This window comes from Gemmobacter nanjingensis (assembly GCF_014652195.1).
Taxonomy (GTDB): Bacteria; Pseudomonadota; Alphaproteobacteria; order Rhodobacterales; family Rhodobacteraceae; genus Gemmobacter; species Gemmobacter caeni.
Genome location: NZ_BMYI01000023.1, coordinates 40363 through 59037, shown reverse-complemented (window position 1 = coordinate 59037; position 18675 = coordinate 40363). Strand labels below are relative to the sequence as shown.

Annotated in this window: 19 protein-coding genes; 2 read left to right on the top strand and 17 right to left on the bottom strand. The window is 61.6% G+C overall.

Annotation, left to right across the window (positions count from 1 at the left end; translation table 11 throughout):
* Positions 1 to 5 precede the first annotated feature (5 nt).
* From IE126_RS22595 to IE126_RS22520, 17 genes are all read right to left on the bottom strand, one after another.
* Entirely contained in the window at positions 6 to 1463 is a 1458-nt protein-coding gene (locus IE126_RS22595; RefSeq protein ID WP_189382395.1) for a hypothetical protein, read from the bottom strand.
* Positions 1464 to 1853: 390 nt separating this feature from the next.
* Positions 1854 to 3836, bottom strand: a complete 1983-nt coding sequence (locus IE126_RS22590) for a type IV secretory system conjugative DNA transfer family protein (RefSeq protein WP_189382393.1) — start codon at positions 3834 to 3836, stop codon at positions 1854 to 1856.
* Between the two features lie 2 nt (positions 3837 to 3838).
* Positions 3839 to 5836, bottom strand: a complete 1998-nt coding sequence (locus tag IE126_RS22585) for a hypothetical protein (protein WP_189382391.1) — start codon at positions 5834 to 5836, stop codon at positions 3839 to 3841.
* A gap of 270 nt (positions 5837 to 6106) precedes the next feature.
* Positions 6107 to 7093 (bottom strand): ATPase, T2SS/T4P/T4SS family, encoded by a 987-nt coding sequence (locus tag IE126_RS22580; RefSeq protein WP_189382389.1) that lies wholly within the window; start codon positions 7091 to 7093, stop codon positions 6107 to 6109.
* Positions 7093 to 8412 (bottom strand): TrbI/VirB10 family protein, encoded by a 1320-nt coding sequence (locus IE126_RS22575; protein WP_189382387.1) that lies wholly within the window; start codon positions 8410 to 8412, stop codon positions 7093 to 7095. Before IE126_RS22575 ends, IE126_RS22580 begins: the two co-directional genes overlap by 1 nt.
* Positions 8409 to 9125, bottom strand: coding sequence for a TrbG/VirB9 family P-type conjugative transfer protein (locus IE126_RS22570; protein WP_189382385.1), 717 nt, complete (start codon positions 9123 to 9125; stop codon positions 8409 to 8411). The genes IE126_RS22575 and IE126_RS22570 overlap by 4 nt, the downstream gene beginning before the upstream one ends.
* Position 9126: 1 nt before the next feature.
* Entirely contained in the window at positions 9127 to 9807 is a 681-nt protein-coding gene (locus IE126_RS22565) for a virB8 family protein (protein ID WP_189382383.1), read from the bottom strand.
* Positions 9808 to 9854: 47 nt separating this feature from the next.
* Positions 9855 to 10871, bottom strand: a complete 1017-nt coding sequence (locus tag IE126_RS22560) for a type IV secretion system protein (RefSeq protein ID WP_189382381.1) — start codon at positions 10869 to 10871, stop codon at positions 9855 to 9857.
* Positions 10853 to 11338, bottom strand: coding sequence for a hypothetical protein (locus tag IE126_RS22555; RefSeq protein WP_194678740.1), 486 nt, complete (start codon positions 11336 to 11338; stop codon positions 10853 to 10855). Before IE126_RS22555 ends, IE126_RS22560 begins: the two co-directional genes overlap by 19 nt.
* Positions 11335 to 12132, bottom strand: a complete 798-nt coding sequence (locus IE126_RS22550; RefSeq protein WP_189382377.1) for a type IV secretion system protein — start codon at positions 12130 to 12132, stop codon at positions 11335 to 11337. Before IE126_RS22550 ends, IE126_RS22555 begins: the two co-directional genes overlap by 4 nt.
* Positions 12129 to 13220: a lytic transglycosylase domain-containing protein gene (locus tag IE126_RS26350; protein ID WP_308430001.1), complete on the bottom strand. Its 1092-nt coding sequence runs from the start codon at positions 13218 to 13220 to the stop codon at positions 12129 to 12131. Before IE126_RS26350 ends, IE126_RS22550 begins: the two co-directional genes overlap by 4 nt.
* Positions 13221 to 13251: 31 nt before the next feature.
* A complete protein-coding gene (locus tag IE126_RS26305) occupies positions 13252 to 13386 on the bottom strand; it encodes a hypothetical protein (RefSeq protein ID WP_268245842.1) in 135 nt (44 codons plus the stop codon).
* 76 nt (positions 13387 to 13462) lie between these two features.
* Positions 13463 to 15805 carry a VirB4 family type IV secretion/conjugal transfer ATPase gene (locus tag IE126_RS22540; RefSeq protein ID WP_189382373.1) on the bottom strand — a complete coding sequence of 781 codons (2343 nt, stop codon included), beginning with the start codon at positions 15803 to 15805 and terminating at the stop codon, positions 13463 to 13465.
* On the bottom strand, positions 15795 to 16061 hold the full coding sequence (locus tag IE126_RS22535; protein ID WP_149143161.1) for a VirB3 family type IV secretion system protein: 267 nt from the start codon (positions 16059 to 16061) through the stop codon (positions 15795 to 15797). The genes IE126_RS22540 and IE126_RS22535 overlap by 11 nt, the downstream gene beginning before the upstream one ends.
* A gap of 15 nt (positions 16062 to 16076) precedes the next feature.
* Positions 16077 to 16376, bottom strand: a complete 300-nt coding sequence (locus tag IE126_RS22530) for a TrbC/VirB2 family protein (protein ID WP_189382255.1) — start codon at positions 16374 to 16376, stop codon at positions 16077 to 16079.
* A gap of 21 nt (positions 16377 to 16397) precedes the next feature.
* Positions 16398 to 17012 carry a lytic transglycosylase domain-containing protein gene (locus IE126_RS22525; RefSeq protein ID WP_229825826.1) on the bottom strand — a complete coding sequence of 205 codons (615 nt, stop codon included), beginning with the start codon at positions 17010 to 17012 and terminating at the stop codon, positions 16398 to 16400.
* Positions 16996 to 17334 (bottom strand): hypothetical protein, encoded by a 339-nt coding sequence (locus IE126_RS22520; RefSeq protein WP_141135736.1) that lies wholly within the window; start codon positions 17332 to 17334, stop codon positions 16996 to 16998. Before IE126_RS22520 ends, IE126_RS22525 begins: the two co-directional genes overlap by 17 nt.
* A gap of 191 nt (positions 17335 to 17525) precedes the next feature.
* Here IE126_RS22520 and IE126_RS22515 point away from each other — a divergent pair, with 191 nt between their 5' ends.
* Entirely contained in the window at positions 17526 to 17936 is a 411-nt protein-coding gene (locus tag IE126_RS22515) for a hypothetical protein (RefSeq protein WP_149143159.1), read from the top strand.
* Complete coding sequence (locus IE126_RS22510; protein ID WP_229825825.1) at positions 17933 to 18565, top strand: hypothetical protein; 633 nt, start codon at positions 17933 to 17935, stop codon at positions 18563 to 18565. Before IE126_RS22515 ends, IE126_RS22510 begins: the two co-directional genes overlap by 4 nt.
* The last annotated feature ends 110 nt before the right edge of the window (positions 18566 to 18675 follow it).

Here is an 18675-nt window from a genome sequence, read left to right as displayed (position 1 = left end):
AGAGATCAGCATGTCCCCACCCCCTCCCGAACCTCGCGCAGGATCGATCTTGCCATGAACAGGGCAGAACGGCGAGGGTCTATGTGATCATCCGGGATGGAACATCTATGGAGCAAGTTTATCCACGTCCGATCTTCGACACTTCCAATTGCCTCCACCCTCACTTCCATCTCGGATGCCAGATCCGCCCAGCGTTTACTGAATATTTTGTTCCTATTGCTTGCCGTCGCCACACCCGGCGCCATTAGAAGAAGGACACTAGCGCCTCCGTAGAAATCAACGAGCCTTAGGAACTGTTTGTACTCAGTTGGCCATTCCGATCGGGGAAACATAAATAGCAAGTAAGCGATGCCACTCAAAAGCCGGCCAGCCTCAGTAAACCGCCAGCGCCTCGACGAAAACACAACTTGGTCATAGGTTAGCTGAGATGGATACTTTTCTTTTCGTAGCCTTGCCAAACTATTCAGGAAGTCAGAGTCTTTGGGTGGAGCGGTTAGCGGGTGCGGCAGTATAAGGCTTTGGTAGAAAGACTTTGCCTCTTTGGAGATTGGGAGCTGTATCCCTTCGATATCAGGTTCATTAACAAACTTAATAAGCTCACCACGGTGGCGGCGGATCATACTATTCAGGCGTCGAAAATTCACCTGATTACTAATTCTTTCGGCGCACTCAACTAAGGCATCGGGCGCTGTGTTTCCACATGATGTGTGCTCTTCAAGTACATCACAAAGCAAGTTCAGCGCATCGAAGGGGTGCGCTAGCAAAGAGAGCCAAAGGAACCCTGCTTCATTTCCGATCAGGGAACTCTGGTGCCCCACTGCGTATTCGATAAGGCGGCGCTCCCACTCTTTCTCACCCCCATTCAATACGTATTTCAGAGATGTCTGAATATGACCTTCGGGTGGCTGATTCACAGAGAAGAAAACGAACGGATAGAGGAACTTTCTTGTTGCCCAGGTGGAGCGCATTTCGTCTGAAATTCGCCTCGCGAGGAGCTTCCCATTTTGTGAATTTGCAGCAGCCACGACACGCCAGAAGAATAAAGATTGTCGATCAACGGGAAGTAGTTTCTCAAATAGACCTGTTGGGTCTGCCTCTGGAGTTTCGAGAAGGGCGCAGGATAGTAAGTCAGAAAATTCTATCAGTCTATTTACGGTTTCCTTGTTCACCACTATATGCTGCTCGACGAGATCAACAACGTTTTCCAGCATCACAGATCGCCGGCTTGCTGATATTTTTCTTGCGTCCTCCCAGTCGCCGTCACTAAATGGAAAATTCTGCCATTGGCCGGGATCGATGCGATAGGTCGATTCTAGCAGGAACTGGTTCAGCTCAGCTGAAAAGCGGAATTTTGCACGAAGCAGAGTGTCCGCTATACGATGTCGTGCTGGTCGATGACTTCCCTGACCTCGCATCAGGTTTCTTAATACAATAACCTCCGCCGCCGTCTTGGTAGCCGCCATCCAGTACTTCCTTTAGCTTTTTTGTTTGGCTCACAGCTTTGCAGATGATGCTAGGCGTGGATTGAGTAGAGGTAAAGATGTACATGACAGGGAGCCTGCCTCCTCTTGCTCGCGGCGCGGCCTTTGTCATTCCCCTTCGGCGTTGATGATTTAACCGCCCCCTGAGGGCTTCGACGTGCCAAGGTGGGCGGCTACATCATCAGCGCCCGCCCACGTTAACCGAACTAGTAGAGCTGTTTCATCGAGCGCAACGGCAGCTTTGTCCGGCATCGCTACCATACTGGCCGGGTGTTTGTTGTAGCGCACGACGAACGGCAGCTTCCCGGAATGCGGCAACGCAGCACTGCCGAGGCGCGACCGTCCGCAAAGGGCCGGTTCCGCCAGAGGTCTTCAAGCCTCCATGCCTGTGAGCTTTTGAGAAAACTTGCTCATCTTGGCAACTGCGATCGTGACGGATGGCTTCAGGGCATCGAGATCAACCTTGGGCGAGGCGACCGCTTTTCCTTCAGCCTGCACGTAGGCATCGGTTTCTGACCGCGCTGCCTTCGCGGAGACGCCCTGCCGCGCCACAATCTCAGCCGCCAGCTTCGGCTCGGGCTCCACCGGGGCGTCCGACTTCGCCTTCTCCGGCAGCACAAAATCGACGACCATTCTCTCGGCCAGTCGGCGCTCCAGCGCTTCCATCCGCGCGGTCAAAACCTGGACTGCTGCGGCCTCCTTGGGCGGGTAGGGCAGGAGCCCGGATTGTGCGTCAAACAGCGTCTTGAAAGTCGGGTCTTGGAAATACACGATCCGATGAACGAGGAGCGGATTCTGCCGTTCCGGGATGAGGATGGCCTGGTCCGGGTTCAAGCGGCGCACCTCGTCGGGGGTCAGGAGCGGCCGCTCCTCCATTCGCCGACTGACCGAGCGGCGCTGCATGAAGTCCCGATCTCGCGAAATACTGTCCGACACCGAGAGCTTCGTGGTCTTGCCCAAGGCATCCGAAATCTCCCCGGCGGTCTTCTTGTCGTTGGCCGCGAGGTAGAGCTTCATGCCGGCGGCGGATTCGAGGGACATGCGGACGTTTTCGCCATAAATGTTGTCGAGGCCGGGGATCGACTGGGTGATGATCGAGACCCGCGCGCCGTGGCCGGCGAGCTGCTTCAGGGCCTGCTCGACGATGGGCATTGGCCCGAGTTGGTCGAATTCGTCGAGCATGACCATGACCGGCCAGGGCTCGACTTTTGGGTCAGGAAGGGTCGAACGCATGGTGGCAATGAGTTCGCCGAAGAAGAGCCGGACGAGCGGCGAAAGGGTGCGGATGTCATCGGCGTTGACGACGACATAGATCGACATCGGGCGTTTGCGCAGATCCGTGAAGGAGAAGTCGTTGCCGGAGGTAGCCCGGTCCACGGCCGGGTTGTTCCAGAGCGTCATGCCTGCGCCACCCAGGACTGAAGCGTGGGACGACAAGGTCCGGTCGGAATAACCTGCGAACTTGCGGAATGTCTGGGCGGCGTTGGGGTGTTTCACCTCCTTGGCATGCTCGCCGTAGACCTCCTGGGTCGCACCCCGACCAAAGAGGATGCGGCTGATTTCGCCGATGGTGGGCTTGCCGCGCTCAATCGCCAGAAGCCCTGCAGCCACGAACAGCTCGCGTCCCTCGGTCAGGAAGTCGCCGGCCGTCCCTTTGTCCGAAACCGTCAGGAAGTAGTCCGAGATCTTGGCGAGTTCCGTGTATCGCTGTTCGGCATTTTCAATGCGGGCGACGCGCTCGAGCGGGTTGTAGCGATGGGTCGGGTGTTCAAAATCGAACGGCGAGAAGCGGTAGACCGCATCGCCCTCCGCCCGCCGGTGCCGCGAGGTGGCCTCGAAAATCTCCCCCTTCACGTCGAGGACGACGATGCTGCCGTTGAAGAGGAGCGTGTTCGGGATGACATAGCCCACGCCCTTGCCGGCGCGGGTGGGGGCCACGACAAGGCAGTGCGGGAATTTCTGGAAGGTGGCGCTGACGTAAGGTGCGCGCTTTGTAGGCGCCCCGAGCTTGCCGAAAACCATGCCTGCGCCCAAGGGCTGCAAAAGGCCATTCGCCTTCATCTCGGCGCGGGCCTGGAACTTGGCCTGACCATAGCCTGTGAGCTGCTGGCGGAAGGTCAGGGCGACAGCGGCAATCGCGAAGAGAACGGTCGACGCACCGACGATCTGCCAGGGCAGAACCCAAGGCATGGAAGTCAGCCGGGCGAAGCCGGGGAAATCCTCGATCAGGACGAATATGCTGGTCGCGTTCGGATCGCGACCGAGGATCAGATTGAGAACGAGGCCGCCGGCAATGAGGCCAACCAGAAGACCGGCCGATAGACCGAGCGGGAGGAGAAGCGCGATCCGTTGCATGATCAGAACTCCCTGTCCTTGACATGCGCCCGGTCATGGACAGGCGTGCGCGCATGTTCGGGGGGCCTGGGAGCGGCCTCGGCCATCATGCGACGTTCGGCGGTTTCCACCTCATGGGCATTGAGGCCGAGAGAGGGGTGTTCCTTTGCCGCGGAGATGACGGCCGCTGCAATGGCTTGGCGGGCACTGGCCTCGGGAACATCCATGGCCAAGGCGTCGGTGCGTCCGGCGGCGATGTCTTTCAACACGGAAGCGCCATAACGCTCCTTCATCTCCTCAGTGAAATCCCGTGCTTGGGCCTCATTGCGGAATGCGACAGAGCCTTGCTGGGCATGAAGTTTCGCCATCTTGTCCAAGGCCTCGACCATCGGATCAGGGGCGCGCGAAACGTCGATGCCGCGTGCGGACTGGATGAGTTCGGCTGCGCGCTCGTAGAAACGGTCGAGCCGCTCCGCAGCCGTACTGCGGCCTTGCGGGTTGTCGAGGTCATAGCCGTGACGCTTGGCGAGGTCGGTGAGATCGGATGTCACCCAGGCTTCCTCTTCGCGGGCGTTTGCTGCCCCGGTCTCGAGTCGAGACTGGAGCTTCTTGGCTTCGATCCCCGCGAGATTTGCCGTTAAGCTCAGGACTGCATGAAGCGTCTCGCCGTGACCTTTTTCGAGTTTGGTCTCTTCATCACCGACGACCACCGCATTCGGTCTGATCGCCGTGCTGTAGAGCGTCGAACGGGGAGGGGCCTCGCGCCCGGCGTGATCTCTGTCGAGACCAAAGGCTGCCGCGGCTTCCTTGGCGATACCCAGCATTTCTGATCGAAGCTCTTCCTGTTGCTCGGACGGCAGTCGGTCGATCCGGGCATCCGACTGCGCCACCCAGGCGGAGATCGCCCGCGCGGGATCAGCCGTGAAGTCGCTGCGCAACCTTTCTTCTTCGACATAGGCCGCAAGAACCGGGCTTTCAGCCAAATGCCTGGCCAGCGTCTCACTCAGCGGCCCTTCATCCGGGAACTTGGCCAGAACCTCAGCGCTGCCATCACGGCCGTAAGAGGTGACGGCCAGAAGTTCCTCGGGCAGAAACCCTGCGGAGCCTTCGCCGTCGACAAACCGGCCAGTGCCAAGCGTGGCTTCGGCATCGGGGATATGCTCGGCCACCACCTTCCGAAACGCGGGATCGGCAACCAGCCGTTCGGCAAGATCACGGCTCGCTTCCGTGTCTCGGCCAAGGGTCAGGACCAGTTGGGCTTCTTCGCCCGCGTAGATCGCGGTTTCCGGGCGGGGGAATTCCGGCTGTTCGCGATGTTCGAGCACGAGGCCCGACGGCCTGCGGTCAGCATCGTCGCCCGTGTCGCGATCCATGGCCGCGGCCCGGCTGACGGCAATCTCGAGCCCCTCTTCGCCGCCTTCGTAGAAATCCCAGGCGTGACGCAGGGCATCCAGGCTGGTGGCAAAGGTCCGGTCCGAGAAGCTGATCTCCGCCTCTCCTTCCGGCAACCTTGCCTCGAACCCGGCATGCAACCCCCTGTCGGTCGCGACAGCCACCGGGCGCAATTCGACACTCTGGTCCGTGGTCACCCAATCTCCGGTCGCAACCACCTGCGGCTTCTCCGCCGTGACGACCTGACCAACCTGCGCTTCCGCTTCCACAACTCCTTCCCGGGCCTTCACCGCCGCCTGCAAAATGGGTCCCGGTGCAGGTTCCTCTGTCCGATCGGACCAAAGGCTTGCTGCCTTCTCGGGTTCGCGGCGCGCGAAGGCCTCGAGGTCGTCTTTCAGCCCGGCATCCAGCCGCTCGACGACATTTGCGCCATCGCGGCCATCTGCGACTCTCCCCAATCGCTCAGAGATCGAAGCCTCCATCGCTGCCAAAAACCCGGCCCGGAATTCCGCATCGGGGGCGTGCGAGTCCGGCAGCGACTTGAAGTACCGCGTCTCTCCCCCCTCTTGGACCCCATGGAGTTCCGTGCGGGCCATGGTCCGGGCGGTGTTGCCGTCGACATGGGTCACCGAAGGCCTCTCAGCCGGATCGGCCCGGAAGAAAGCCTCGCCTGCGAGACGCGGATCTTCGAACTCCTGCGCAGACCCGGAGAAGGTCAAACGGACGGAGAAATATTCCTTCTTCCGCTCCGTGGCCGCACCTGCCTCGGGCTCCGTGGCTACGTCATGCCGTGCGGGCCCGTTCCTCTGCAGGCCGTCAATGTCCTGATCCATGAATGCAACCTTTTGGCCCGCTGGCCGATCAAAAAGTGGGAAAGGAGGAGTGGAAACCGCAGCCCGTCAGTCCTCGAGGCCGGGGAAATACATCTCCATGATCCCGCGGCGGTCGCCCTGGCGGCCCATCTGCAGGATCACGTCGATCGAGGTCTCGAGGTAACGGATGACCTCAGCGAAGCTGAGCTTTGTGCCCTGTGCCATGACGAGAAGCGCCAGCCGGTCCATCGCCTTCCTCGCCGAATGGGCGTGGAGCGTGGTGAAGGAGCCGGAATGGCCTGTGTTGATCGCATCGAGAAACGTCGCGGCCTCGGACCCGCGCAATTCGCCGAGGATGATCCGGTCGGGCCGAAGCCGCAGGGTCGCTTGCAGAAGCTTGTCGGCCGAGCGGGGCGAGGCCTCGTCGCGCTGCGCGATCAGGCTCACGGTGTTCGACTGACCGGGCAGGAGTTCGAGGGAATCCTCGATGGTGATGATGCGCTCGTCTGGGTCGACCATTTCCAGAAGCTTGCGGCCAAGCTCGGTCTTGCCGGTCGAGGTACCCCCCGAGACGATGACGTTCAGCCGCTCGGAGACAAGACGCCCGAGGAAGGCTTCGACATCCGCCCCCTCGGACCGGGCGCGGATTTCCGCGACCATGACCCGCCGCTCCTCTTCCAGGGACTTCTCCTGTCCTCGCAGGAAGCTGAAGGATCGCGGTGCGCGCCTCTGATCCCCCTGCCGGGATCGAAACACCCGGATGCCAATCACCGTGCCGCCGGAAACGGCGGGCGTGCCAACCACCTGACAGCGCAGCATCAGGTCGCGGTAGCGGACTGCCGCCGAGACAAGGGGTGCGGCTTCCGTGAAGGTGTTCGCGGTCGAATTGGCGATCTGGGCCGCAAGGTCGCGCACCGACCGGGCGGGCAGGGGTGCAAGCCCGCTTGGCCCCATGTGGATCTGCCCCGACCGCTCCACCCAAATTGCGCCATCAGCATTGATTGCAAGCTCCATGACGCTAGTGTCAAAGAGCGCCGCGTCGAGCTGCCCGAGATAGGTGTCGAGGTAGCTCATCAGTAGAACTCGATATCGGCATCGACCCGGACCATGACGACAGCTCCCTGATTGACGCTGATCGTCGGCGGGATGCGCAGGTAATCGGCCATGACATCATTCACCGTCTCGCCAAGGTCATTGCCGACATTCTCGGCAGTGTCGGATGCCACCTCGTCGCCTTCGTATCGGCTGGCCGCGATCGCGGGGACAGCCCCGATCACCGAGATGAGGGCGGCGGTGCCGAAGCGCTGCAGGAAGTGGTTGCGCACCTTGCCGGGCAGGCCGGAGCGCCCGATCCGGTCTGTTCCATAGGCCGCGAGGTCCACAGATTGGCCATCGGTGGTCACAATCCGGTCCCAGGCGATCAGCACCCGGCGTTGACCGGCATCGACCTCGGAATCGTAGCGGCCAAAGAGGCGGGAGCCGCGTGGGATGAGGACGCGGGACATGTCAAAAGACCAGACATCGTGGCTGACGATGGCGGCGACATTGCCGGAGAGATCGGTGCTGACGGCAGTATCGAGCGAGGCCTCGATCAGGGTGCCCTGCATTACGGTATAGGCAGGGTTGGCGATCACCTCCGCTTGGCGGACCTCGGCCGACTTTGCGCCCGCGCGCCGGAAGGCCTCATCGCCAGTGGCAGCGGCACCTCCACCTCCTGGACCGGTCGGGGCTGCACCACCCGTCTCCCCGCCCATATCCATGGAAGAGCGCATCGCGACCATGTCGGAATGGATCTGGGCTTCCTTCAGCATTTCGGCTTCCTGGCGCTTGCGGGCCAGTTCCTCTTCGCGGGCCCGTGCCGCCTCGGCCGCTGCGTCGCCCTCGACGAGCGCCTTGGTTTCAAGCTCGGTCTGGAGCCGGATGTTCTCGCGTTCGAGGTCGGAGAGGGCGGCTTCCTGTGCCTTGGCATCCGCATCGAGGGCCGCGACCTGCGCTTTCAGATCCGCGAGCGCCGCCTCATCGGTGACGGTCACTGGATTGGCTTTCAGATCGGCGATCTGGGCGTTCAACGCCTCGATCTCGGCCATGAGCCGGTCCGCTTCGGAAGTGTCCGGGACGGCAGGGACGATCTGCGGCTTTTCCTTCGTGATCGAAAACCCGTCTGCCCCACCCGCACCCTGGAAATCACTGACCGAGGCGGTTTCCAGCGCGGGTGCCGGGGCAGGGGCATCCGGAGCGGCAAGGACAAGCCATGCCCCGACGCCGACGCCCGCCACAGCAGTCACGGCCGAAAGCGCGTAAGGGTTGACGCCGCGGCGGCGTTTCGGCGCCTCGGCAGGTTTCATGCGGGCCATGCGCGCGGCGAGTTTGCCGTCCTGATCTTCCTCGCTCATTGGCCGCCCCCCGTTTCCGCGGTTACGCAGGCATATTCATCGCCGTAGCGCAGAACCCAGCGTTCCGAGCGGGTGCTGACAGTGATCCTCGTGCCGCGTACGGCGGAGTTGACCGAATACTCCTGCCCCTTGGCATCAGCCCGGAAGATCGTTGGCATCGGCGCGCCGGGCGGGATGACAAAGGTGGTCTTCCGCCCGTCGTCAGAGATCGACACCGGCGTGAAGTCGGGGAGCCGCTTGCCCTTTTTCATCACCTTGTAGGTCATCGGCAGGGCCGCCGGAATGTCGGTCCCAGGCGAGGAACCGCGGGAACTGCCCGGTACGGTGAACTTCACCGAATAGTTCGGACTGCCCTTGGCGCTTTCCGTCACTTGCAGGAAGTAAATGTTCTTCTGGGTCTCGACCGTCAGGTTGGTTGTGGCACCCGCCACCACCGGCTTGACGATGAAGAGGTTCGACCGCTCGAGCTTGTCGATCTTGAAACTTTCGAGATCGCCGATGGCGATGGACTGGATTTTCTCGCCGTCGCCCAGCTCGACGAGGGTCACTGTCCTGAGCCGCGTGGAGATCCGGTAGACTTGGCCCTCCTGCCAGGTGGCATAGGTCACCCTTGCGTCGCGGCTGCCGGATTTCGGGGAGGTCTCCGCAAGAGCGGGCAGGGCTGTGAGGGTAGCCACGAGACCCATCGCGAAAATTGTCAAACCTGGGGTCATATCAGCCTCCCGAAGGGGTGAGGGCCTCGGATGTGAGGCGATAGTCGGTCACGACGAACCCGGTCGGGTTCTGCCAGACGAGATTGAGCGCAGTTTCTCTGGTTGGCTCGAACCGGTAGGTGACCGTCGCCGTGAACTTGCCTTCCCGGTCCGGAATGCCCTCGCCATCCGCGACCCAGGTCTTGGTGAAACGCACCTGAGCTGTCGTCTCAGTCACCGGTGTGATCGAGAGGATATCGACCCGGACCCTGGAACTTTCGCCATAAAGCTTCGGCGGATAGTTCGGGTGCCCCTCGGTCCAGAGCGCCACGAGGGACGACTTTGCGTTGGCCTCGGACCAGGTATAGGCGCGGAGGATCCGGGCCTCGTTGTCATGCTGGTCATAGGTTTCACGGTCGGTGACATAGGCGAAGAGAAGGCTTTGCCGGATGGCTTCGGCTTGCTCCATTCCGGCCTTCTCGACGGCGACCACCCGCTCAGCCACGCCGGTGTCCTTGTCGACGATGGCGAGGAAGGCCTCGGTCTCCTTCAGGGGCAGGAGGGTGACGACGGCGATCATCCCCATGACGCCGATGGCGAGACCGCCGCCTGCCACCGCATAGGCGATGCGTTCGCGTTTCTTCACGCCGAAGAACATCTCGGCCTCGAGAAAACTTCTCAATTCAGGGGGTGAACCTGTCATGGTATTGCTCCGGAAAATGGGTTTTGGCGCGGCTGGCGTTGGCTGGATCAGCTGTCGCGGATGAACTGGCCGAGCCGCATACGCGCCGCGTGGCCCCGTTCGGCATCCGACCGCGCCTGATCGCGCAAATGGTGGTGTTCGGTCTTGCCGGTCATGAATCCAGAGCGGAACTCGTTCATGCGCCGGGCCGAATAGTCGCTGGCTTTTTCCAAAGGTTTGCCCGCAACCCGGAGGGCCTGGGGCGCGATGCTGGCGAGGCTGATCTGGCCTGTGATATGCGTCACGGCATTCGGGATGGCCATCAGGGCGAAGATGCCGACGAAGACGATAACGAAGAAACCGAGGATGGAGCCAAGATCGGTGACATCTTCCGTTTCGCGGAAAACATCATGGGCCACCGTGACCACGGCAACGATGATTCCTGCGGAGGCGACCGGGTACATCAGATAGCCGATCATCGCCGAAAGCCAGGCCTCGAAGATGCCCTTGGTTTTCTCGAAGATCGTGGCGCCGATGGCAAGCGGGGCGACGCCCAGGAGGAAGGCGATCATCAGCTTCGCAAAGCCGACAATAAAGACATAGACCGCCATCAGGATACCGAGGACGACATAGAGGATCGCGGCAACGAACCCACGCATGATCGAGGACATGGCAGAGGAAACGCTATCGACGTTGCCGGCCATCATGTTGGCCATGTCATCCATGGCTGCTGTGGCGGAAGTTGCGACACCGCTGCCGCCAAGGCGGAAGTATTCCAGTGCCAGATCGCTCAGCCCGTTGCTCGCTGCCTGATAGATCTGGTTGAAATTCGACCACGTCAGACCGAACATCAGCACCATCACGATGCGGAAGGCGAGTTGCACTGCATCGCGCATGGCGATGCGGTAGACATTGAGGGCGGCATTGATCCCGACCATGACGAGGAGGAGCGCGAGAAGGCTCGAATAGATCGGGCCGACGGCGCTGGCCGTTGCTTCGAAAAACCGTTGGCCCGCCGCCGTGATCGCTGCATCCAAAGTCGTCAGAATGGTCGAGACGCTGTCCATCAGAAGGAGCCGCCGCACATGGTCTCAGCAACAGCGATAAGCTTTCGAGCCTCAGTCGAGATAGCCGCTGTATGTTGCCAGGACAGTCGTTCAACCTTTTGACTTTCGCGCAAGGCAGCGGCGACCGCCTCTACATCGTCCCAGTTCGCTACTTTACCAGCGCAGCCACAATCAGCAGTTGCGATGACGTTCCGCGCCCTGACAAAGCTGTAGATGTCCCGAAGCGCGCGGGCCTCGGCCCCGGATTGCGCTTCCCGATACTGCGGCGGCCACTGGGCCTCACAGTTTCGGAACTCTTCGTTCACCGCGCCCGGGATCGGCTGGACGTCGTCCGGCACATCGATCTTCGGCAGGACGTCGAGGAAGGTCTCTTCTTGCGCCAGATCGGCCGGGGCAGGGGTCTCGGCCGAGGCCATCCCCGTCCACAGGGTCGCCAGGATCAGGGCCGCACTGAACGGCTTCTGTTGGAGCTTGCCCATTTTCATTCCTTCCGGATCACTTTGATGAACTTCTCTTCCTCGGCAGCCGTCGCGGCATCCATGACGCCGGCTTCCCCCATGCCCATGAGCTGCGCAGATTCCATGTTCCAGATATTGGCCATGGCGATGGACAGCTCGGCCGTGACCCTCGTGTTGAGGTCGATGGCTTCCTTCAGCCCCTCGGTGTCCGGGATCTCCTGGACAAGTTCGTGCACCCGTTCGAGGCTTTCGGACGCCTTGACCGAGGATGTTTCCGCCGCGGCCGACAGGAAGGCGGCCGTGTTGGCCTGCGTGCCGATCCGCGCCGCGCCCGGATCCTCGCTTTTCGAAAGCGTGTCGACGGTGGCGGTGTCCAAACCGACCGAGGCGAAGAAATCCGACACATATTGCCCGGCCGGCTTGTCGCCGACCTTGCCCGAAGTCGTCATCAGCGAATACTTCCCGTCCTTCGCCGCGATGAGACCGCCGGTCAGGTCAGCGACATCTGGCAGGATGTCGTCAAAGAACGTGTCAGGGTCCGGAATGCCCAAGGCCTCCAGCGTCAGCCCGTTCCGGAGCGCATCGAGCTGTGCCTTCAGTGTGGCTATCTGTTCGATCTGCTTCAGGATCTGCTCGTCGAGCTTCAGGTTCGAGGCGATCATCTCGCGCACCTGCAGCTTGGCCTCGGTCAGCACCTCTCCGATCTTGGCGATGCTGGTGAGGTCGATGGTGGGCACGCCTTGGCCTGCCACTGGGAGCGGTAGCGCCAGTGCTGCGGTGAAGAGAAAGGGGCCGATGCCCCGGATGCGCTTGGGGATCATTCCGAACCAGCCTTTACCTTGATGAATGTTGCGTCGCGGGCGTAAGCTTCGATCCAGAGCGCGTAGCGTGCCTGGTCGACCTTGACCCTTGCGGCCTTGACCCGGTCTACCATCAGCGCGATCCGCACGGCCTCGGCCCGGGCATAGGTATTGAGATCCAGCGCTTCCTTGGCCGACTTGGTGGTCGGGATCTTCTCGATGAGGACGCGGAGCCGTTTCAGCGAAGCCTCGATCTCGAGGCTTGCTTCCATGCCATAGTGCAACCCTGCGTCCGAGACATTGGAGGCCGTGGCGATTGCCATGTCGCGCGGATCGAAGGTGCCGACCTGATCGATGCCGCTGATCTTTGCTGCATAGGCGTTGAAGAACCCGGTAATGCGGACCACGTAGTCCTGAGTTTCCTTGAAGGGCGGGATGCCACCGTATTTCGAGACATTGCCGGGACCGGCGTTGTAGGCGGCGAGCGCCAGCGGGACTGAGCCAAACTTGTTGAGCTGTGTCAGGAAATACCGGGCACCCCCATCAAGCTGCAGCATCGGGTCGTCATAGTAGGCCGGATAGATGCCGAGATCCTTGGCAGTATCCGGCATCACCTGCGTCAGGCCGAAGGCACCGACGGGTGACCGTGCCCCGATGGAAAACCCGGATTCCTGCTTCACAAGGCTCTGGAACCAGATGCGGAACTCGACCGGGTTGAGACCAGCGCGCGCGAGGCCCGGATGGCCCGCGTATTTCTTCGCGGTAGTGACGATCATCTCCTCGATGCCAGTCTTGCCGTCGCCAAAGAGCCGCGCCGCATAGGGGCTGTCGTCCTCGACGTCATAGAGGACTTCTGCCTCGGCTCCCGGGAACACTTCCAGATCGCCGATCCAAGGCGTATTGCCCGTCATCATCGCCAGTGTGGCGTCGAGCGCAGCAAGTTGTTCCTGATGCAACTCGGCAATCCGCGCCTTCTTGTCCGCCTCAAGCTCCCGCGCGCCGGTCAGATAGGACATCTGCGCGATCTCGAGGCTGTGCTGGATGATCGATTTGCCGTCGGCAATCGGCACGCCTTGTGCGAAGGCCGCCAGCGGCAGCGCTGTCGCCATCAGGACGAGCGCCCTGACAGAACGGGAAGATTTAGCGGCAGGGATTGACATCGACGGGCGAGGTATGGCCGCGCGAGACAAGGCCCGCATCCGGGCTTGCGCCCTTGGTGGAAGTCGTCACAGTGGACCCAGCGGTGGCCCAGCAATTGGTCTTGGCGATCGGCATTTCGGCGCAGCCCGCGAGGCCGGAACATCCGAGTCCGATAATCATTGTTATGTAAAGTATTGATTTCATTGAGTAATCATTCCTTCCAGAATTTTGGCCGTTGGGCATAGTCGGCACCGAAAGCGTTGAGGCCGGCCTGACCGCCGCCAAGAGCCGTCAGCAAAGGCCCGAGTGCCTTCAGATCGACGTTGAGAACGGTTGAGCCGCGCGGAGAACGTGACAGGACCAGCCGCTGACCCGGAATCGGGTTCAGCACGAAATCCAGCTCGCCATCGGTCAGCCGGAAGCTGTCGTAGTCGGCCGAGGCCGCTTCACCGTTCGGGAGGAGAAGCTGGTTCGGCAGTGCTTCCAAGATTGATCGGGCTTTCGATCCCCGGATCTGGCTTGGGAACTGGGTCATCATGACGACGACCACATTCTTCTTCCGGGCCGTCACCAGCCATTCGGCGAGCTTCTTCGCGAAGTATTCGTCGTCGAGGACCTTCCAGGCCTCGTCGATCAGGATCAGCGTCGGGCGCTTTTCCTCGATCAGCATTTCGATGCGGCGGAAGAGATAGCCGAGGATCGCGGTGCGCTCGGTGCCGAGATCGAGGATCTCGGTGAGATCGACGGCAGTTACGTCATGGCTGGCGAAATCCACCACCGGTTCTTTGGCCTCGCCGAAGACCCAGCCATAGCGGCCATCCGGTCCCCATTCGCGCAGGCGCTGCGCGAGATCGAGGCCGTCGCCCACATCGCCGAAGAGTTCCTGGAAGGACTGAAAGTTCCTTAGACCCTCGCGCGCCTTGCCGTTCTGGGCGATGGCGGACTTGAGAGCTTCGGACTGTAGCGGTGTCATTGGCCCGGAGCGGGATTCGAGAAGTGCCACCAGCCAATCGAGAAGCCAGGCTTCCCCGCGTTCTCCGGCTTCCGTGGCGAGCGGGTTCAGCCCTGTCGGGCGTCCCGCGCGGACCTCGGCATAGCGACCGCCCAAGGCGTGCACGGCCATCTTGAGACCAGCTTCCTTGTCGAAGATGATCGTTCGGCCCCCTGCCCTTTGCGCTTGGGCGGCAAGGAAGGCGACGGTCGTGGTCTTGCCTCCGCCGGATTTTCCGAGGACGAGAGTATGCCCGTTGGTCGGCTCCGCGGCCGGATCGCCCGGCTCATGGAAGCTGAAGCGGTGGAGCGAGCCCTGCAGCGTCTGAAAGGCCGTAATCGGCGTCGCCCAAGGAAGGCGTGATTTCTCCGTCCCGGTATCGGCGGCATGGAGCGCTGCCATGTCTGAGAAGTTGATCGACGACACTGTCATGTCGCGCGCCCGATAGTCCATGTTGCCGGGATGCATGGCAAAGAAGGCGGCCTCGAGCGCTGTGACTTCGCGCACAAGCCGCATGCCATTCTGATGCGCGATTCCGCGGATGCGGGCGACCTCAGAGTCGAGCGCCGCTTCCGTTTCGGCAAAGACCGTGATCGTCATCTGGTGCACGCCGAAGCCGAGTGCGCCGCTCTCGGCCTTGTCCGCCGCTTCGAAAAGCTGAGCCTCCACCGTGGCGGCGATGTCTTCCGCGGACCGCATCTGGGCCACACGACGCTTCACCCGCTCTGCAATGCTGCCCCGTTCAATCGGCGTGTAGCTGTGTGTGATGATCGTATCCTGCGCGGCCCCGAGCGCATCGAGCATTCCGGGCCAGGTCGCGGTGGCATAGGATTTGACGTAGAGGACGGCGGCGAGTTTTGGGGTGGACGTCCCCTCCTCGATCTCGACCACGCCTTTGCCAAACTGCACGGAAGCCCCGGCGGCATCCTCCGCGAGGAGGCAGTACGGGCTGCGCGGGTGCGCCCGCAACTCACCAGTCAGAAGCGAGGCGTAGAAGCCAACCAGACTGCCGTCACTGATCTTCATCCGGTGGGTTTTGATGCCGAGACCGGTCTCGAGGATGGAGGCCACCTCGCGCAATTCTTCGAGACGGCGGGCGGTGTCTTCGCCCCAGACCCGGGCCGCGGCCTTGCCGAACAGTGGCACGGCCAGCGGCGCCACTTGCCGCCGGACGACCGTCAGGATCAGCACGGAATCCTGCAGATTGCGGCGTGTAAGCTCCTTGCCCCAGGCCTTGTCGATGTCGGCCGCAAAGCTCGTCCCATGGATCGGCACGATGCCGGTGTCCGCTGGTCGCATCATCCGATGCAGATAGAAGGTGAACCGCTCGTCGAACGTGTCGAGGAGATGCGCGAAGCCTGCCCGAAGGGTTGAGACCGTAGCCGCACCCGATGTGACCCCGTCGATGCCCGTCACTTCAAGTGACAGCATCAGCGCATTGTCCCTTGTGCGGACGACCTCGTCATCAAGCTCGACGACGTAAGGCAGATGGGCGTAGATCTTCGGGCTGGCCGGGATCAACCGCCCTGCCCTGCCCTTTGTTATCGTACTCTCAAGAAACATGGCGCCGCCTCCGGTTCAAAATGGCGAGCGGCGTGGTTTCGATCATGACCGCAAGTACATGGTGGCCGTTCGGGTTGATTTTTGCGGCCGTGCGGGCAATGCCGTACCAGACCGGTGCCGTCAGGAACCACCAGACCGGTTTGAACAAGATGAAGGGCACCACGGTCATCGCTCCCACTGCCATGGCATAGGGCATCGGCAGGCCGAGAAACTTGGCTTGCCGCGAGAGCCCGAGGATGACCGCGCTTTTCTCCATGGGTCCGGCCTCGCCTCAGCTGAAGGATGAGCGCAGGTTGGCGACGATGGCGGGCCCCGCGAACACAAGGAAGGCTCCGACCACGACCAAGGCCACCCAGGCCCAGGAGATGCGGTTGAAGGCAGCAAGGAAGCCCGTGACCACGAAGGCGATGCCGAAGAAGGCAGTCGCGAGCGTACCCCGGAACGAGGCAAGGATGCCGGTCGCCACGGTCTCGGCTTTGGTGAAGACCACTTGTGCCAGAGCGGGCTCGGCTTGTGCCAACACCAGGGTGCAAAGAGTCAGGCCCAGAAGAGCCACTTGTTCGTTACGCATGTCTTGGATTTGTCCTTCTGGTCAGAGATCGGCGAGGATGCGGTCGTAAGCCGCCATCACCTTTACGATGTGGGATTGGGTCTCGTCGAAGGGCGGAATGCCGTCGTATTTGCGCACGGCTTCCGGCCCGGCGTTATAGGCGGCAAGCGCAAGCTCGAGGCTGCCGAACTCGGCCATCTGCTCGAGGAGATAGCGCGCACCACCGTCAAGGTTTTCGATCGGGTCGGCCGGATCGACGCGCAGATAGTCCGCTGTTCCGGGCATCAGTTGTGCGAGGCCAAGGGCGCCGGCATGACTGACTGCCCCTTGGGAGTAATTGCTCTCGACCTTGATCATCGCCTGGAAGAACGCGGCCCATTCAGCTGGTGAGAGATCCAGCGCCAAGAGAGCCGGATCATCCTGATAGCGGGCTGCAATCAGCCGGATCGCGGGTAGCACCTCAGCCGGTGCCGCAACGCCTTTGGAGCTGAAAGAGACGTCGACTGTCTCCCCCTCCCCTTCCCGGGCCTCTTCTTCCGGTTCTTGCCGCATCGGAGCAATCAGTTTGCCCTGTCCGTCATAGCGCAGGACGGATGTATCGAGTGCGGCAAGCTCGATCGCTGTCCCCTGCCCGCCCCTGTCATTCCACCGGATCACCTCGGCCTGCGAGGCTCCGCATGCCGCGCCGGACATCGCCAGCGACAGCAGGCACGTCGAGATGATCGAGGGCAAGTTTGCCGAAGGCGAGGCCGAACATCCCGATCGGCGAGTTGACGATCCGTTCCCGTGCAAGGGCCGTGACCAGCATGAAGCGTTCGCCTGAGGCGTTGACGACATAGAACAGCCACTCGCCGGAAAAGCGCCCCTCGGGGTCCGGAGCTGACACACACTCGATCTCAACCGTTGCTCCTTCCGTTGCCGCCATCTTGCGGAAATCGCGTTCCAGCAAGACGGGCAAAGCACGTCTTCTTGTCGTCATGGGTTCCCCTCGGGTTCGATCTGTCGGGGATCGTTGTAACGGAAAGTTTTCCGTGCGGCGATGCCTAACAGAAAGTCTGGCGCATACAACGTAAAAATGACAAACACTATAAAATAAGTCTTCGATGGCGTTCGACAAGGGTCGCTCCTGGTCGGCCAGACGCGAGATTGATGACTGGGGAAGGACCGAAGGTGTCGACGAATTCAGAAGATCAACAGACCTCGCGCGACCTACGGAACAAGGGAAATAGCGCCCCGCCTCCGGTGCCGATCAGCGCGATGCATTTACGTCAGATGGGCGTGCTGCGTGTCGCATACGCCGTAGCAACGAGCACCTTGCTCGGTGTGGCCCCCACCTCGGCACAACCTGAGGTGATTCGTTGCCTGCCCCCTGAAGCACCGAGTACCGAGCTGCCAGTCGACGTCCTGACCGAGTACCGCGCAGAAATTGCCGCAGAGTTCGAGACGTATTTCTCGTCGATCACGGAACACATCGCCTGCCTCGATGAAGAGCGCGCCCGCGTCATGGATGAGGCCCGGGCGGCGACCAAGGCCTACACCCGCCTCATCAACACCATCCCTGTGAGAAAGGATCTCCCGTGAAACGTCACCTCCATGCCCTGCTCCTTGGTCTTGGGCTTTCGACTGCCGTCGTCTCACCGGCCGCTGCCTATCCGGTCGACTGCGCGATCCTCCTCTGTCTCGCAGGGGGCTGGCCGGCCTCCGCCGAATGCGCCCACGCGCGGGCGGTCTTCATCCGGCGCATCACACCCTGGCCGATCGAACCGCCGCTGCAGATCTGGAACTGTCCAATGCGGGCGAGTTTCCATGGTGAGGCGCAACCGATCGAGCGCCTGTTCGACATCGCCGTTCGCGGTGAACCTCTCGTCTCGATCCCAGAAACGCCGTGGGCGCTTCAGCTCGTCCAGGACCGGGCAGATGTCGACATCTCCGATCCCGCGTTTGACTTCGTCCGCTCGATCCGCGTGTTCGAGATCACCTACCAGCAGCGACGCAATCAGCATGGCGACTGCAACAGCTGGGGCGTCGTGTACATGGGCACCTATGGCGATCAGGGCGACTACAGCCGTCGCCGGAGCAGTGTTTCTGCTGTTCCAGCTGCATCAGATCTCGCTGTTCCTGCGGATTGCCGCGACTATCGGCACCGGTCAGTCTTCGTCGAGTGGCGCGACTATGAAGGCAGCTACGGACACGAAGAGGTTCATTACTGAGCCCTGAACGACCCCCCTCTGACATAACGATCGGAAGACGTAGCACCGAGAAACAGAAACGACGCCAGACCATAGGCCCGACGCCGCACTGAATTCCCTCGTGGTAGTGG

Excerpts from the sequence above, each read along its gene's own strand:
- IE126_RS26305 (WP_268245842.1), bottom strand. The coding sequence starts at position 13,386 with ATGCCGATCGCCAAGACCAATTGCTGGGCCACCGCTGGGTCCACTGTG.
- IE126_RS22520 (WP_141135736.1), bottom strand. The coding sequence starts at position 17,334 with ATGACGACAAGAAGACGTGCTTTGCCCGTCTTGCTGGAACGCGATTTC.
- IE126_RS22555 (WP_194678740.1), bottom strand. The coding sequence starts at position 11,338 with ATGAAAATGGGCAAGCTCCAACAGAAGCCGTTCAGTGCGGCCCTGATC.
- IE126_RS22550 (WP_189382377.1), bottom strand. The coding sequence starts at position 12,132 with ATGATCCCCAAGCGCATCCGGGGCATCGGCCCCTTTCTCTTCACCGCA.
- IE126_RS22595 (WP_189382395.1), bottom strand. The coding sequence starts at position 1,463 with ATGGCGGCTACCAAGACGGCGGCGGAGGTTATTGTATTAAGAAACCTG.
- IE126_RS22580 (WP_189382389.1), bottom strand. The coding sequence starts at position 7,093 with ATGAGCTACCTCGACACCTATCTCGGGCAGCTCGACGCGGCGCTCTTT.
- IE126_RS22575 (WP_189382387.1), bottom strand. The coding sequence starts at position 8,412 with ATGAGCGAGGAAGATCAGGACGGCAAACTCGCCGCGCGCATGGCCCGC.
- IE126_RS26350 (WP_308430001.1), bottom strand. The coding sequence starts at position 13,220 with ATGGCGACAGCGCTGCCGCTGGCGGCCTTCGCACAAGGCGTGCCGATT.
- IE126_RS22565 (WP_189382383.1), bottom strand. The coding sequence starts at position 9,807 with ATGACAGGTTCACCCCCTGAATTGAGAAGTTTTCTCGAGGCCGAGATG.
- IE126_RS22570 (WP_189382385.1), bottom strand. The coding sequence starts at position 9,125 with ATGACCCCAGGTTTGACAATTTTCGCGATGGGTCTCGTGGCTACCCTC.
- IE126_RS22535 (WP_149143161.1), bottom strand. The coding sequence starts at position 16,061 with ATGGAGAAAAGCGCGGTCATCCTCGGGCTCTCGCGGCAAGCCAAGTTT.
- IE126_RS22530 (WP_189382255.1), bottom strand. The coding sequence starts at position 16,376 with ATGCGTAACGAACAAGTGGCTCTTCTGGGCCTGACTCTTTGCACCCTG.
- IE126_RS22590 (WP_189382393.1), bottom strand. The coding sequence starts at position 3,836 with ATGCAACGGATCGCGCTTCTCCTCCCGCTCGGTCTATCGGCCGGTCTT.
- IE126_RS22540 (WP_189382373.1), bottom strand. The coding sequence starts at position 15,805 with ATGTTTCTTGAGAGTACGATAACAAAGGGCAGGGCAGGGCGGTTGATC.